Origin of the sequence: Paenibacillus sp. FSL H7-0714, from assembly GCF_038003765.1 — a bacterium.
Lineage (GTDB): Bacteria > Bacillota > Bacilli > Paenibacillales > Paenibacillaceae > Paenibacillus_AQ.
The window spans coordinates 6577108-6593628 of the sequence record NZ_JBBOPT010000001.1 but is presented as its reverse complement, the minus strand read 5'-3'; the positions used below and the strand labels follow the sequence as shown (position 1 = coordinate 6593628).

The window sequence follows — 16521 nt, the reverse complement described above, 5'->3', positions numbered from 1 at the left end:
CAGTCTTAAATCTTATATTTGGATAGGGAGAATGAGTGAGAAATGGAATTTAAAATTGGTGACCGTCAGATTGGAAAGAAATTTAAGCCCTTTGTAATTGCAGAAATGTCAGGAAATCACAATCAATCACTAGATCGTGCGCTCACTATTGTTGAGGCTGCTGCGCACGCTGGTGTGGATGCTCTAAAACTGCAAACCTACACGGCTGACACAATGACGCTGAATATTCATGATGGTGATTTTTTTATAGAAGATCAGAATAGTCTATGGAAAGGGAACTCATTGTATCGACTTTACGAAGAAGCCTACACACCGTGGGAATGGCATGAACCTATATTTAAAAGATGTAATGAACTTGGCCTGTTGGCTTTTAGCACTCCTTTTGATGAGACGGCAGTAGATTTCCTAGAATCGTTGAATGTGCCTGCATATAAGATTGCTTCATTTGAAAATACGGATATCCAACTAATTCGCAAGGTTGCCTCCACAGGAAAACCCATTATTATTTCTACAGGAATGGCCTCTATAGCAGAGTTAGACGAAACGGTACGCGCGGCCAGAGAAGCTGGAGCTGAGAATATTGTGCTTCTCAAGTGTACAAGTACATATCCTTCATCACCGGATAACACCAATATTATTACCATCCCGCATATGGAGCAACTGTTTGAATGCCAAATTGGTATTTCAGATCACACCATGGGTGTCGGTGTATCTGTAGCTAGCGTTGCTTTGGGTGCTACAGTGATTGAGAAGCATTTTACATTGCGACGTGCTGACGGTGGAGTGGATTCAGCATTCTCTTTGGAGCCTGAAGAAATGGCTTCTCTCGTAATTGAATCTGAGCGGGCTTGGCAGGCAGTGGGCATGGTTTCATATGGAGCATCTGTAAGAGAGCTGGAATCAATGAAGCATCGACGCTCCCTGTACATTTCTAAAGAAATGAAGCAGGGTGATGTATTTACTAGAGATAATGTAAAAGCGATTCGGCCTGGTATGGGTCTTCCGACTAAATATCTAGATCAGTTACTGGGAAGAAAGATCAGCAAAGATGCACATATAGGAACAGCTATTACTTGGGATTTGATCTAGTTTAACTGAAATTCAGTTATTTTTATTGAAAGATTTAATGATAAATACGAGCTATTTAGGATAAAAAAGCTCTATTGTATGAGGAGGTTAAAAAATTGAATATTTTACTCACCGGCGGAGCCGGTTTTATCGGCCGTTGGGTCGCGAAGAGACTGCTCGATGAAGGTCACAAGCTGTGGATTGTTGACGACTTATCCAATGGACGTGAAGCGAATATTGAAGAATTTCGGACACATCCGGGCTTGCAACAGTTTATTAAAGGTACAATTCTAGATGAAGCTTTACTAGTTGATTTATTTGATAAACATAGATTTGAAATATGCTACCATCTTGGAGCTTCTATCAACGTTCAGGATTCAATTGATGACCCTAAGACAACATTCGACAATGACACCGTAGGCACATTTATTATATTGGAACAGTGCCGAAAGCATAACACAAAGGTCGTTTTCATGAGCACTTGTATGGTATACGATCGTTGTAGCGATGAAGGTGGCATAACGGAGTTACATCCAACAAAACCAGCTTCTCCATACGCGGGAGCTAAGGTAGCAGCAGAGAATATGGTACTCTCTTATTTCTACGCTTATAATCTACCGACTGTAGTTATTCGTCCATTTAACACCTATGGTCCTTATCAAAAGACTGGTGGTGAGGGTGGGGTAGTTGCCATCTTTATTAACAATCACTTAAATGGAAAAGATCTTAATATTTATGGAGAAGGAACACAAACCCGTGATCTTTTATATGTTGAAGATTGCGCGAAATTTGTAGTTTCCGCAGGTTTTTCGGATGAAGTCAACGGTGAGATTGTGAATGCGGGATTAGGTAGAGACATCTCTGTTAACGAATTAGCGCTTCAAATTACTGGGGACGCCACTCGGATTAAGCATGTGAAGCATATCCATCCTCAGAGTGAAATTCAAAAGCTGCTATGTAACTCTTCCAAGGCGAATCAGCTTCTAAAGTGGCAACCTGAAGTTACGCTGGAAGAAGGAATAGCACGTACTACTGAATGGATCCAATCTGGTGGTCTTAACTGAATTGGAATGCAAAAAGAGGGGGCATGACAACGATGTCTGATCAATCAGCGCTTAATCCGGTGCGTACAACATTACTTCCTTATGGACAGCAGTGGCTTGACGAACAGGACATCGAAGCAGTTGTAAAGGTTCTTAAGGGTGATTTTATTACTCAAGGTCCAGCGATTGATGCTTTTGAAACTAAAGTGGCAGATTATGTAGGAGCCAAATATGCTGTAGCATTTACGAATGGGACCGCAGCACTGCACGGTGCTTGCTTCGCTGCAGGGATTGAAGAAGGCGATGAAGTAATTACTACACCAATTACTTTTTTGGCTAGTAGTAATTGTGTGCTCTACCAGGGCGGTAGACCGATATTTGCTGATATTAACATGGATACCTATAACATAGATCCCACTGAAATTGAGAATAAAATTACAGCAAGAACTAAGGCGATTATTGCCGTTGATTTTTCTGGACAACCCGTGGAGATGGACCGAATAGCTATGATCGCTCGAGATCATAATTTGGTTCTGATTGAAGATTCAGCTCATTCTTTGGGAGCTAGCTTTGCAGGCCAAAAGGTAGGGTCCATTGCTGATATGACAATGTTCAGCTTTCATCCGGTCAAACATATTACAACTGGTGAGGGCGGAATCATTACAACGAATAACGAAGAATATTATCGTAAACTGCTAATGTTCCGTAGCCATGGAATGACCAGAAATCCAGAGGAACTCACAAGGAATGATGGTCCATGGTACTATGAAATGCATGAGTTAGGCTACAACTATAGAATGACGGATATGCAGGCTGCTCTCGGTGTTAGCCAGATGGACAAGCTAGACTCGTTTGTAGAGAGAAGACGTGAAATTGCGGAAAGATACAATGAGGCCTTTTCTTCGTTACAGGGAGTGGTTATTCCCGCACAACATGCTCAGTCAGAATCATCGTGGCATTTGTACGTTGTGCGATGGCTCCCTGAACATTTTGCTGGGGACAGAAAAGATATATTCCAAGCTTTGAGAGATGAGAACATTGGCGTTAATGTTCATTATATCCCTGTATATCTCCAACCTTATTATAAAGAATTAGGTTATCAGTCAGGATTATGTCCAAATGCGGAATTGTACTATGACTCAGCAATTTCCCTTCCCATTTTCCCGAAAATGTCGAACTCTGACGTTAATGATGTTATTACGGCGCTAAAAAAAGTATATAAACGATTTTATGAATAATTATGACAAGGTTGTAGGATCGGAGAGTACCTATGAATAAGCACGTATTAATGCCAACTTATATGAAGGACTTCGCTTGTATAGGTAGCGAGTGTGAGGATAGCTGCTGTACGGGGTGGCAAGTTACCTTGGATAAAAAGTCATATAAAGAATACAAAAATATAAAACATCCTCAATTATCCAAATCACTTCAGCAAGGTATGAAACGCAATAAGAGCGATGCCACATCTTCAGCTAATTATGCTAGCTTTCATTTAGATCAGCACGGACGTTGTCCAATGCTTAATGAACGGAATTTATGTGGTATTCAATTAAATCTGGGAGAAAAAATGCTCTCTCCCACTTGTAAAACGTATCCAAGAGTTGTAAATCTAGTAGATGATACTTATGAGATGTCGGCAAAATTGTCTTGTCCAGAAGTTGCGAGATTAGTTCTGTTAAACAAAGAGAAGATGGAGTGCGAAGAGGCTGAGGTTACATTAGATCCATCGTGGTCCATGCTAAGCGTTCTTGATACTCAGAATCCCAAACTGGCAGAGAAATACTTCTGGAATATTAGAGTGTTTACCATCGATGTTCTACAGAATAGAAATTGGTCTATTGAGGAACGTTTAGTTTTTCTAGGGCTGTTTATCCAGAAATTAGAGCAATTATTAGCTCAGAATCATATTGAGCATATCCCTGATCTAATTCATGAGTATATTGATAAGATGGAGTCCTCTGACATACAAGCTAGTTTGGATATGATAAAAGGTAATGTCAAAATGCAGATGCATATCATTATGCATTTTGTGTCACTTCGTGCCAAATTAGGGGTTTCTAGCGAAAGATATGTTTCGATTTTTTCTGACATGTTGTCGGGATTTGGCTTAGATCAAGGGGATACGATTGATGTTGATCTACTAGAACAACAATATTTGAGCAATTATACAATGTACTATGAGCCATTTATGAGTGATCACTCTTATATGCTGGAGAACTATTTGGTGAATCATGTTTTTGAAAGCATGTTCCCAAAAAGTGGTGATTCGTTATTCTCTGATTATATGTTAATGGCGGTTATTTATATGATGGTTCGAATTCATTTGATTGGAATATCAGGACACTATAAGGGATTAAACGAGGAGATCGTAATCAAAGTCGTGCAATCTTTTAATCGGGTGACTATGCATAGCTCCAATTATTTAGAGATGATCAAAACATATTTTAAAGAGAATGAGTTTGATTCGTTGGCTCATATCGTTGCAATCTTAAGTACTAGAGTCGCTGAGTAAGGGGTGATCTGTTGAAGACAATTGCATTAGTGATGATTGTTAAGAATGAAGAGTCAGTCATTGATCGCTGCTTGAAAAGCGTGAGTCATATGGTGGATGAAATAATCATTCTAGACACAGGATCAACAGATCGTACAAAAACTATTGCCCAAGGCTATGGTGCCAAAATATTTGACTGGACCTGGAACAATAACTTTTCCGATGCTCGTAATACTGCGTTAGCTCATTCGACATGTGATTGGAATCTGGTGCTAGATGCGGATGAGTATATAGATAATGATTGTAGTGAAAACATTCGTGAATTTATCAATAAGCAAAATGCCATTGGTAAGATAAAGCTGGTCAATCAATTTAAGGGTAATGATGGCGAGCTATCGTATGCGCATGGGTTTGTTTCACGTATGTTTCCAGCAGGTATTCGATATGAGGGACATATTCATGAACAGCTTATATCTGATCTGCCTAGAATCAGCGTTTCTGTTGAGGCTCATCATGATGGCTATATGGAGTCTAAAGCGGATCGTAATATCCCTATATTACAGGCGGAAATCGATAGCAACCCGAGGGACGCTTATTTTCTTTTTCAAATTGCAAAGGAATTTAGGGGAATTGAAGATCATGTTCAAGCTTGCGAGCATTTATACAAGGCATATTCTCTTCTAGATAAAAGTGAAAACTATGCCCCGAATGTTATTGTAAACTTGCTCTATGAGATTATCGCTACAGAGAGATATGAGGACGGGCTTCCTATCATCAGTAGAGAACGTGAATGGTTACATGATTTTACAGATTTCCACTTTGTTTGTGGTGTTCTTTACATGAAGCTTATTTTGAACAATACCGCGAAGTATGTCGGATTGTTGCCTCTTATTGAGCAATCTTATCTTAAATGCCTACAAATCGGCGATACAGACCAGTATGAATGTGTTTATGGGACTGGAAGTTTCTCGGCGCTGCATAACTTGGGAAGTCTTTATGAAGTAATGGGGAAGCTTGATAAGGCTAAGCAATGTTACCAAGAAGCTTCTGCTAAGTTTGATTATGAGCCATCTGGTAGAAGACTAGAGCTGCTCAAGTGAAGCGACCTTAATTGTAAGTGAGTAAATGTCGAAAAAGCTTTCATTTCACTGTTTCACTATAGGAGTAGACGGGTATTAAATACCGTCTGCTCTTTTTTTGATCCTTACGCCGCAACTATTTCTTGATTATGGTAAATTAAACGTCCTATTTTACGTGGTAAATTATTGCATGTAAACATTTACTTTTCCAATTGACAATGAAGAAGTTACGGTGGTATAGTCGATTTGTGAGCAAGACTCACGTTCATCTGATGACGAAGGGAATGTTTAATCAATGGAAGGTAAAGTAAAATGGTTTAACGCAGAAAAAGGTTATGGTTTTATCGAGACTGCAGACGGTGGCGACGTATTCGTACACTTTTCCGCGATTCAAACTGACGGTTTCAAGACTTTGGATGAAGGCCAATCCGTAGAGTTCGATATCGTTGAAGGCGCACGCGGACCACAAGCAGCTAACGTAATCAAATTATAATCATACGGCTAAGCCGACCTACATATAAGTAGATGGTTAGCAATTTAGACAGCGCTAGCAAGGATCTTGGGATTTCTCCCAAGGTCCTTTTTTTGTGCTCTCAAAAGCCTCTATCAAGGCAGTTAATAGAAAGAAAATAGCGTACTTTGTAAATTTTTAATATGGAAAATGTTAGAACTCTTCGAAATGTGGGTAATAGCTTTACGTTGAGCTGTTTATCTTACCTCGACGCACACTATGTTAGCCTAGGCCAATACTTCCAAAAAGAGATTCATATAGCCTACGCTATCAAAACTTTTAGGAGGATGATTAGCAGGATGAAAAAGAAGTTGCGCGGTCTCATGACCGGAGTTTTAGGAGTTAGTATGTTATTAGGATCTCTTGGCAGCGTATCTGCCGCCTCCGTACCTAAGGATATTCAAGGTCACTGGGCCCAAGCTCAGCTACAGGAATGGCTAGATAGTGGATACCTTGGAGGATACCCAGACGGTACAGTTAAACCAAACAAGGCAATTACACGTGGAGAGTATGTGACTCTAGTAAATCGCCTGTTCGGTTTTAAAGAAAAAGCAACTGTAAGCTTTAAAGATATGAAAAGCACAAATTGGAACTACAGTGAAGTGGCTAAAGCCGTGGAAGCTGGCTATATCGGAGGATACGAGGACAATACGTTCCGTCCTAATAGTCCGCTCACAAGACAAGAGGCAGCAGTAATGGCTGCGAAATTACTTAAATTGAGCACCAATAGCACTACTAGCAAATTTAAAGACAATGCACAAATTGCAGCATGGGCAAAAGGTGCAGTAGCCGCTGCAGCGGATAAAAAGATTATTAACGGTTATCCGGATGGAACCTTCGGTCCTAAGAAATCGTTAACACGTGCAGAGGCTGTAGGTATCATCAATACCTCAGTCATCTATTACCCAGGTAGCGGCACAGGTGGTGGAGTAATTCCTACCCCAACGCCAACGGCTACTCCGACACCAACAGCTACCCCAACCCCAACAGCTACTCCAGGTGGTAGTACTGGTGGTGGAAGTGGTGGTGGATCTGGCGGCGATAACGGAAATGTCACAACACCAACCGTAAGTGGGGCAACCTATGGTAACGTTGGTTCGGTAACAGCCGATGTATACCTGACATCTTCCGTAACAGGCTCAGTGTACTATGTTGTAGCTCCTTATACTGCTAACGTAACTGCACCGAGTGCATTACAGGTGGAAAAAGGACAGATCAGCAATGGAACTGCAAGCGAAATTCATGGTAGTGTTGCAACTGTAGCCAACACAACGGTTACATTCTCTGTTTACGGATTGAATCCTGGGACAGAATATGCAACATATATCGTAGCAGCGGATGCATCTGGCAATCTGTCTACTGTCACAACAGTTCGATTAACTACTGCTCAGGCAACTGCAAACTCGATTACGCTTTTTGAACCAGGACAAGTAGGTACTGTTACAGCCGATGTATATGTTAAATATGGTGTGACAGGTGCCGCTCCAACCCCAGTAAGATATGTAGTATTGCCTGCTAATGAAAAAGCACCTAGCGCAGCACAAATTTCTTTAGGTCAGAATAGTACTGGTACAGCATTGACTGCTCCATGGACGGACGCGCTTACGTTCGCTCCTGGTGTAAAACATACGCATACATTGACTGGATTGACAGCCAATACTGCCTATAAGGTATACGTTATTACAGGAACAGATACGCAATTGTCACCTGTAGAAATCATTCAAATTCATACCAAGTAACTTGAACTTATACTGTTTCAGTTAGGGAATATAAGAATGGAATTCGTACTATAATAACGACAGGTTTACTTTTGGTCCGGTGAGGCGAATAGTTGCTCTTACCGGACTTGTTTTATTTGTGAACACTACGACAATATTTGTTATCTAATTGTAAGGGCTGTAAGGAATTACTTTTTACTTAGGCTTAACAATTTGGTATAATGAAGGTGTAACTAAAGGAGGAGTGGCCATGCAATTCACCATTCGAGGTCAACAAATTGACGTGACCGACGCTTTGAGAGAGTATGTTGATAAGAAGCTCAGCAAACTTGAGAAGTATTTCGAAGCACCCCCTACCTCTGAAGGGTCTGTGACGCTTGGCGTAGTTCGCGGCCTTCATACGGTGGAAGTAACCATTCCGCTTGCTGGCGTGACGCTTCGTGCGGAAGATCGCAGCGATGACATGTATGCTTCCATAGATGCCGTTGTGGACAAGCTAGAACGTCAAATTCGCAAACACAAAACGAAGATCAATCGTAAGTTCCGTCAAGAGGGACTGAAGACGCTGTTTGTGGATGGAGCTAGTACCGCTGTTGCTGTAGAAGAACAAGATTATGATGATTTAGAAGTTGTGCGGAACAAACGCTTTACAATGAAGCCGATGGATGTGGAAGAAGCAATTCTTCAAATGAACATGGTAGGACATAATTTCTTTGTGTTTTCCAATATCGACACCTCGGAAGTAAGCGTAGTTTACAAACGTGATGATGGTAAATATGGACTGATTGAACAGGGCTAAGATACAATGATGCCAGTTATGCTCTAAGTATAAAGGGCCTCGAGAGTTAGTCAGAACCTAAGAAATTTAAACCGAGCCCCTATTCGCTTGCAGCGAATAGGGCTCTTGTGCGTATAAGCGACTATATTTGAAAAATGTGGCTGATACACCTTGTATTGCGGCATCTCTTACAAACTGTTACAATTTATGAAGCAGCGGAATCGAATTTATAAATGGCCCTTTCAATTTTGTGAGGATGGGCTCGGTTCCACCATCTGTGTTGCATGAAAGGGGTTAACCATGCTAGGACTTGTAAAGAAAATATTCGGAGATACAAACGATCGTGACGTTAAACGTCTCATGAAGACAGTCGATGTAATTAATGGATTGGAACCGGAATTTGTAAAGCTATCTGATGAAGAATTACAAGCTAAGACAGCAGAATTCCGTGCCCGTATTGAAAAAGGCGAAACTTTGGAAGAAATTCTTCCCGAAGCATTTGCTACCGTACGTGAAGCTTCCAAGCGGACACTTGGTATGCGGCATTTTGATGTGCAGTTGATTGGTGGTATGGCTCTGCATGAAGGCCGAATCTCCGAGATGAAGACTGGTGAAGGTAAGACACTAGTAGGTACATTGCCAGTGTATTTGAATGCTTTGCTAAGTAAAGGCGTACACGTAGTAACGGTCAATGACTATTTGGCTCAGCGCGACAGCGCACAAATGGCACAAATCTATAACTTCCTGGGCATGACGGTTGGGGTTAACCTAAGCGGTATGGACCATGCTGATAAACAAGCTGCTTATGCCTGCGATATTACGTATGGCACGAACAACGAATTTGGTTTCGATTATTTGCGTGACAACATGGTGCTTTATAAAGAGCAAATGGTTCAGCGCCCTCTGTATTTCTGTATTATTGATGAAGTGGACTCTATTCTTATTGATGAAGCACGTACACCTCTTATTATTTCCGGACAAGCTGAGAAGTCTACAGAATTGTATTTTTCAGCAGACCGTTTCGTGAAAAAGCTTAAGGCTGAAGAAGACTACACAGTTGATATTAAGGTGAAGTCTGTAGCCTTGACTGAAAAAGGTGTAGCTACAGCTGAGCGCGCTTTTGGTATTGAGAACTTGTATGATCACAGTCATGTAACCTTGAATCACCATATCGTCCAAGCCCTAAAAGCAAATGTAATCATGCGTCGTGACGTAGATTACGTTGTAAACGAGGGTGAGGTCGTTATTGTTGATGAATTTACAGGACGTCTAATGTCAGGTCGTCGCTATAGCGATGGGCTGCACCAAGCGATTGAAGCGAAGGAAGAAATCGAAGTACAGAATGAGAGTATGACTCTTGCAACGATCACATTCCAGAACTACTTCCGTATGTATCGCAAACTGGGCGGTATGACAGGTACAGCGAAGACTGAGGAAGAGGAATTCAAGAAGATTTATGGTCTTGAAGTTCTTCAAGTACCTACGAACAAACCAAATCAGCGCGTAGATATGCCGGATGTTGTCTACAAGAGTGAGAACGGTAAGTTCAAGGCTGTAGTGGAAGAAATTGTAGAACGTCACAAAAAGAACCAGCCGGTACTGGTTGGTACAGTGTCGATCGAGAATTCAGAGCTCGTATCTGAAATGCTGAAGCGCAAAGGCGTTAGACACCAAGTGCTTAACGCGAAGCATCACGCTGCGGAAGCAGAAATCATTACCCATGCAGGTCAGCCAGGTACAGTTACGATTGCTACCAACATGGCTGGACGTGGTACGGACATCGTGCTGGGTGAAGGTGTGACAGATCTTGGAGGTCTGCATATCATTGGTACAGAGCGTCATGAATCACGCCGGATTGATAACCAGCTGCGCGGTCGTGCGGGTCGTCAAGGTGACCCTGGTTCTACACAGTTCTACTTGTCGCTTGGCGATGAGCTTATGAAGCGTTTTGGTGCTGACAACGTTCTGACTATGATGGATCGTCTCGGATTCGAGGAAGATCAGCCGATTGAGAGTCGTATGATCACACGTGCTGTAGAATCTGCTCAGAAACGTGTTGAAGGTAATAACTTTGATATCCGTAAAGTCGTATTGCAATATGATGACGTGATGAATCAGCAGCGTGAAATTATTTATAAACAACGCCGTGAGATTCTGGAGTCCGATAATATTAAAGATGTCGTGCTTGAAATGATCAAGCCAGTAATTGAGCGTATCGTTCTTGCACACTGTAGCGATGATATTCCTGAGAACTGGGAACTGCAAGAAGTTGCTGATTACGTAAACAGCAAGCTGCTTGAAGAAGGTGCTTTGACCCGTGATATTCTATGGGGCAAGGAAGCAGAGGAAATCATCGAGTTCATTTTTGAACGTGTGCTTGAGAAATATGCTGCTCGTGAAGAACGCCTGGGCTCAGAACTCGTACGTGAATTCGAAAAAGTAATCGTGCTTCGTTCCGTAGATAGCAAATGGATGGATCATATTGATGCAATGGATCAATTGCGTCAAGGGATTCACTTGCGTGCTTACGGTGGTACGGATCCACTTCGCGAGTATCAATTCGAAGGCTTTGAGATGTTTAATACTATGACTGCTACGATTCAAGAAGAAGTAGCTACTTATATTATGAAGGCTCACATCGAGGCGAATCAGGAACGTCAATCCGTTATTGATGAAGACAAGATCTCTACAAACAGCGAACCTGTTGAGAAACGTCCGGTTCATGTTGAGGCTGTGACTGGCCGTAATGATCTTTGCCCTTGCGGAAGCGGCAAGAAGTACAAGAATTGCCACGGTCAAAACGCATAAGACAAACGTTTAGTAGCGCTCATATTCAGGTGTTGAAGATGTAAGTCTTTAACCCTGATCTCTATGGGTATACTAACCATAAAGAGCGGCTGGGCCCGGGGGTATCCCCCGTTTACGGCCCAGTCGCTTTTTTGGATATTTAGTATTCGAGCGAATGAGGAATGGAGAGAAGGTTTGGAACTGGAGAAGCGTAGCGCTCGCCTTTATCTTCAGATTCCAACCGCAAGTGCGGTTATCTAATCAAGGAATCTGAGGATAACAGCGATCGGAAGTCCAATCCTTCTCGGAATGGCTGAACATTCACTCATTACTAATTTTCCAATAGCGAAGACCGTAACAACCAATTTTGAAAGGTGAAGTGACCTATGATAGAACCAAATGTAAAGCAGGATCTGCGTGAAATAGGCAAGAAACTAACTGACCTTAGGGGGTCTCTTTGACTTAGATCTTAAGCAAGAGATGATTTCTAACTTTGAAGAGAAAATGGTGGCTCCAGGATTCTGGGATAATAGTGAGCAAGCGCAGAGTGTAATCGCTGAGATGAACGCTGTGAAATCTTCCGTAGATCAATACGAGAAGCTTCAACAGGAATACGATGATGCTGCTATGATGGCAGAGCTTGCGGATGAAGAGGGCGATGAGGATCTGGCAACAGAAATCGGAGAGACGATCCGTAGCCTAGGCAGTAAAGTGGATGAATTCGAGCTGCAATTGCTGCTTAACCAACCGTACGACAAGTTAAATGCTATTCTTGAGCTTCATCCGGGTGCAGGCGGAACAGAATCTCAAGACTGGGGACAGATGTTGCTGCGTATGTACACACGTTGGGCTGAGAAACGTGGATTTAAGGTTGAGGTGCTTGATTATTTACCGGGTGATGAAGCAGGGATTAAGAGTGTCACACTGCTCATCAAGGGTTTCAACGTCTACGGATATTTGAAAGCCGAAAAGGGTGTACACCGACTGGTGCGGATATCCCCGTTTGACTCTTCTGGCAGACGCCACACCTCTTTTGTGTCCTGTGATGTTGTTCCGGAAATTACGGATGATGTTGAAGTTGAGATCCGCACCGAAGATCTTAAGATCGATACGTATCGCGCGAGTGGTGCCGGTGGACAGCATATCAATACTACGGACTCTGCTGTACGGATTACTCACTTGCCGTCGGGCGTAGTGGTAACCTGCCAGAACGAACGTTCACAGATCAAGAACCGGGAACAAGCCATGAAAATGCTGCGTTCCAAGCTCTATGAGCGCAAGCTGCAAGAGCAGCAGCAGCAATTGGATGAGATTCGCGGCGAGCAATCGGAAATCGCTTGGGGCAGTCAGATTCGTTCCTATGTATTCCATCCGTATAACATGGTCAAGGATCACCGTACTTCCGTGGAAACAGGTAATGTGGGTGCAGTAATGGACGGAGACCTGGACGCATTCATTGATGGGTACTTGCGTAGCCAGATCAAGGTTGAGGCGGATTAAGGGATTTTTTCGGGAATATAGGAAAGTATAAGCTTACTCCATACTTTATCTTTATATTTTTTTAGGGGAAACGGATACCATTCTTTGATATGGATGGAATAGCCGTTTCTTCTTACGTAGAGCAAGATGACACTTTAAGGAGCGCCATGAAATGCAAAAAATCAATTCTCGTAATAAACCCCCGCTGATTCCACTGAATGGACCCGTCCGTCATGTGGTGGATACAATGCTTATTCTGATCGGTTCGCTAATCACGGCATTGGGGTTTAATCTTTTTTTTCTGCCTAATCATATAGCTTCTGGTGGTGTATCGGGTCTTTCTGTATTGGCTGAAGCTTGGTTTGGGGCTGAACCGGCATTTACGCAATGGGCACTTAATATCCCGCTGTTTGTGCTCGGAGTAATCTTCCTGGGTAAACAATACGGCGTTCGCTCGTTGCTCGGGAGCTTTGTATTGCCGCTATTTATCTTGTTGACAAAAGATTTGCCTACACCGACAACCAATCCACTTTTAGCCTCCATTTATGGCGGTATCTGTGTGGGGGTGGGACTTGGCGTTGTGTTCCGCGGACGGGGCTCAACAGGTGGACTTACGATTTTGGCGCAGATCATTCAAAAGATATCCGGTCTCAGCTTCTCGGTTTCCGTTGTGTTGCTGGACGGGACGGTTATTGTGCTGGCTGCATTTATACTCGGCATGGAGCAGGCGCTGTATGCGCTGATCGGATTGTTTGTTACAGGTAAGGCCATTAATGCAATAGAGGTAGGCTTCCGTTATACGAAGGTTGCTTATATTATCTCGGACAAGACAGATGAAATCTCTGCGGCGATATTAAATGATCTGGATCGTGGTCTGACAAAGCTGGACGCACATGGCGGGTACACTGGAGATGCACGTACTGTTCTGATGGTTGTGGTAGGTCAGAATGAAGTATCAAGGCTAAAGGCGATTGTCCAATCCGTAGATACAAGTGCATTTGTTATTATTACCGAAGCACATGAAGTGTTAGGCGAAGGATTTAAAAGAGAAGCGTAATCTCTCCTACGGGGGAGGCGACGCTTCTCTTTTTTTCTAAATGAGGTTATATTTAGGATGAATAAAGTTCACATATTGTGTTGTATTTATATTAATAGGGATGTATAATAATACATATTTCTAAGACGGTATGCATTATATTAAATAATTTATTCATGATAAGCAGGAAGTGGGGATGACAGTGGAAGGCAAGCTGAGGGCGGCGATTGTTGGATCAACGGGTTATGGAGGCGTAGAGCTGATTCGGCTACTACAAAGTCATCCTAAAGTAGAGATTACTTCGGTAATTTCCTCATCTAGTGCAGGGGATGCGATAGAGGAAGGGTTTCCTCATTTGACGGGCATTATTGACCGAAGGCTGGATGGCGTTGATCCGGCGCAGATGGCTGAGCGGGCGGATGTGGTTTTTACGGCTACGCCGTCTGGTGTAAGTGCAAAGCTGGTGCCGCAGCTGCTGGAAGTTGGACTTAAGGTCGTAGATCTATCCGGTGATTTCCGATTGAAGGATGGCGTAGAGTATGAGCACTGGTACAAACATACAGCTCCTGCTGATGAGTACCTAGAACAAGCTGTGTACGGACTTTGCGAGGTGTTCGGAGAGCGTGTGGCCGGGGTTGATTTTATATCTAATCCAGGCTGTTATCCTACGGCTACACTTCTTGGACTAATTCCTGCGATTCAGGCAGGCTGGATTAAGCATGACAGTATTATTATTGATGCGAAATCAGGGGTTACCGGAGCTGGACGCGGAACGAGCCTGATGGTGCATTATGCAGAGATAAACGAGAACTTAAAAACTTATAAAATAAATAAACATCAACATATACCAGAAATCGAGCAGACACTCACGGAGATTGCTGGAGAAAAGGTAACCGTAACGTTCACCACACATCTCGTGCCAATGAGCCGAGGTATTATGAGTACGATGTATGCAGGAATGACGGGCAATTATACGGAGCAGGATTTTGTGAATTTATATCGTGAATATTATGCGGGCAGACCTTATGTGCGGGTGCGCGATGTAGGTGTGATTCCAGCGACAAAAGAAGTTAGCGGCTCTAATTATTGTGATATCGGATTTGCGACAGATGCTCGTACAGGGCGGGTGACCATAGTCTCCGTCATTGATAACGTTGTAAAAGGTGCGGCAGGTCAGGCAATACAGAACCTTAATTTGATGATGGGATGGGAGGAAACCCTTGGCCTCGGTTACACACCTGTGTATCCATAAGGATCAGCGGTACAAATAACATGAGCGAGATTGAATTATTTACTACCTTGGAAGGTGGAAGCATTACTTCACCTAAAGGATTTAAGTCCGGAGGACTGCACTGTGGATTGAAAAAAACAGACCGCAACGATCTCGGAATGATTCTTTGTGAGGTTCCAGCTACGGCTGCTGCCGTATATACGACAAATGTTTTTCAGGCGGCTCCTCTGAAGGTGACGCGAGAAAGTCTTGTGAACGGAACGTTGCGGGCGGTAGTCGTGAACAGCGGGAATGCTAATGCCTGCACAGGTGAACAAGGCGAGGCCGATGCTTATGAGATGCGCGCTGCTGCGGCTCAACATTTGGGTGTGGAGGTTAATGATGTTGCTGTCGCCTCGACTGGTGTGATCGGTGAGCTGCTGAAGATGGATTGCGTACGTAGCGGTATTGCTGCAATACCAGAAAAGCTTGACGGTGAGGCTGCTGGAGCGGAAGAATTCTGTCAGGCCATACTTACAACTGATTTAGTTAAAAAAGAGGTTGCCGTGAAGGTGCTTGTTGGCGGTGTAGAAGTTATTATTGCTGGAGCTGCGAAGGGCTCCGGGATGATTCATCCTAACATGGCTACCATGCTCGGTTTTATGACTACAGATGCTGATATTTCAGCGGAAGATTTACACAGTCTACTTCGTTCTGCTACGAACGTTACTTTTAATATGATTACAGTTGATGGAGATACAAGCACGAATGATATGCTAGTCTCGATGGCTAGTGGGCTTGCAGGTAATGAGAAGCTGACTCGATTTCATCCGGATTGGGACGCTTTTGCTGCTGGATTCACTTATGTGTGCCAGACGCTTGCCAAAGCGATTGCTCGAGATGGCGAAGGTGCAACTCACCTGATTGAGGTTCAAGTGAATGGTGCTGTTCATGACGAAGCTGCTTCAGCGATTGCCAAGACAGTGGTGGGTTCTAGTCTAGTGAAATCTGCTATTTTTGGAGCGGATGCGAACTGGGGACGGATTATTGCTGCGGTTGGACGCGCGGGTGTGCCAGTATCGCCGGAGCGTGTGAACATTTCGTTAGGTGATATCGAGGTGCTACTGCATTCGAAGCCGGTTGCTTTTGATGAGGAGAAGGCTTTGGCCTATTTGCAAAAAAGTGAAACTGTGCTGATCACTGTAGATTTGCATGATGGAACCGGAAAGGCTACAGCTTGGGGCTGTGACCTAACTTACGATTATGTGCGTATTAACGCTGCATACCGTACCTAATTTGTGGCGGCTTAAGCCCACAAGGG

At 43.2% G+C, this 16521-nt stretch carries 13 protein-coding genes; all 13 read left to right on the top strand.

The window, feature by feature from the left end; all coding sequences use genetic code 11:
• The first annotated feature begins 42 nt into the window (after positions 1–42).
• Positions 43–1089, top strand: a complete 1047-nt coding sequence (pseI, locus tag NST34_RS29700; RefSeq protein ID WP_341129301.1) for a pseudaminic acid synthase — start codon at positions 43–45, stop codon at positions 1087–1089.
• A 95-nt stretch (positions 1090–1184) separates the two neighbouring features.
• A complete protein-coding gene (locus NST34_RS29695; protein WP_341129300.1) occupies positions 1185–2132 on the top strand; it encodes a dTDP-glucose 4,6-dehydratase in 948 nt (315 codons plus the stop codon).
• 32 nt (positions 2133–2164) lie between these two features.
• The gene (gene pseC / locus NST34_RS29690; RefSeq protein ID WP_341129299.1) at positions 2165–3349 is read left to right on the top strand and encodes a UDP-4-amino-4,6-dideoxy-N-acetyl-beta-L-altrosamine transaminase; all 1185 of its coding nucleotides are present in this window, start codon (positions 2165–2167) and stop codon (positions 3347–3349) included.
• A 32-nt stretch (positions 3350–3381) separates the two neighbouring features.
• Entirely contained in the window at positions 3382–4623 is a 1242-nt protein-coding gene (gene fliB / locus NST34_RS29685; RefSeq protein WP_341129298.1) for a flagellin lysine-N-methylase, read from the top strand.
• A gap of 11 nt (positions 4624–4634) precedes the next feature.
• Entirely contained in the window at positions 4635–5702 is a 1068-nt protein-coding gene (locus tag NST34_RS29680; RefSeq protein WP_341129297.1) for a glycosyltransferase, read from the top strand.
• 274 nt (positions 5703–5976) lie between these two features.
• Positions 5977–6174: a cold shock domain-containing protein gene (locus NST34_RS29675; RefSeq protein WP_019915069.1), complete on the top strand. Its 198-nt coding sequence runs from the start codon at positions 5977–5979 to the stop codon at positions 6172–6174.
• Between the two features lie 317 nt (positions 6175–6491).
• Positions 6492–7931 carry an S-layer homology domain-containing protein gene (locus NST34_RS29670; RefSeq protein WP_341129296.1) on the top strand — a complete coding sequence of 480 codons (1440 nt, stop codon included), beginning with the start codon at positions 6492–6494 and terminating at the stop codon, positions 7929–7931.
• 229 nt (positions 7932–8160) lie between these two features.
• Positions 8161–8709 (top strand): ribosome hibernation-promoting factor, HPF/YfiA family, encoded by a 549-nt coding sequence (gene hpf / locus NST34_RS29665; protein ID WP_042131328.1) that lies wholly within the window; start codon positions 8161–8163, stop codon positions 8707–8709.
• A gap of 279 nt (positions 8710–8988) precedes the next feature.
• Positions 8989–11496, top strand: a complete 2508-nt coding sequence (gene secA / locus NST34_RS29660) for a preprotein translocase subunit SecA (RefSeq protein WP_341129295.1) — start codon at positions 8989–8991, stop codon at positions 11494–11496.
• Positions 11497–11861: 365 nt separating this feature from the next.
• A protein-coding gene (gene prfB / locus NST34_RS29655; RefSeq protein ID WP_341129294.1) for a peptide chain release factor 2 occupies positions 11862–12975 on the top strand; the annotation gives its coding sequence in 2 pieces (ribosomal slippage) (positions 11862–11933 and positions 11935–12975; 1113 coding nt in all).
• A 151-nt stretch (positions 12976–13126) separates the two neighbouring features.
• Entirely contained in the window at positions 13127–14011 is an 885-nt protein-coding gene (locus NST34_RS29650) for a YitT family protein (protein ID WP_076285679.1), read from the top strand.
• A gap of 175 nt (positions 14012–14186) precedes the next feature.
• On the top strand, positions 14187–15242 hold the full coding sequence (gene argC, locus NST34_RS29645) for an N-acetyl-gamma-glutamyl-phosphate reductase (protein WP_445667680.1): 1056 nt from the start codon (positions 14187–14189) through the stop codon (positions 15240–15242).
• A gap of 20 nt (positions 15243–15262) precedes the next feature.
• Positions 15263–16495 (top strand): bifunctional ornithine acetyltransferase/N-acetylglutamate synthase, encoded by a 1233-nt coding sequence (gene argJ / locus NST34_RS29640; RefSeq protein ID WP_341129293.1) that lies wholly within the window; start codon positions 15263–15265, stop codon positions 16493–16495.
• Positions 16496–16521 lie beyond the last annotated feature (26 nt).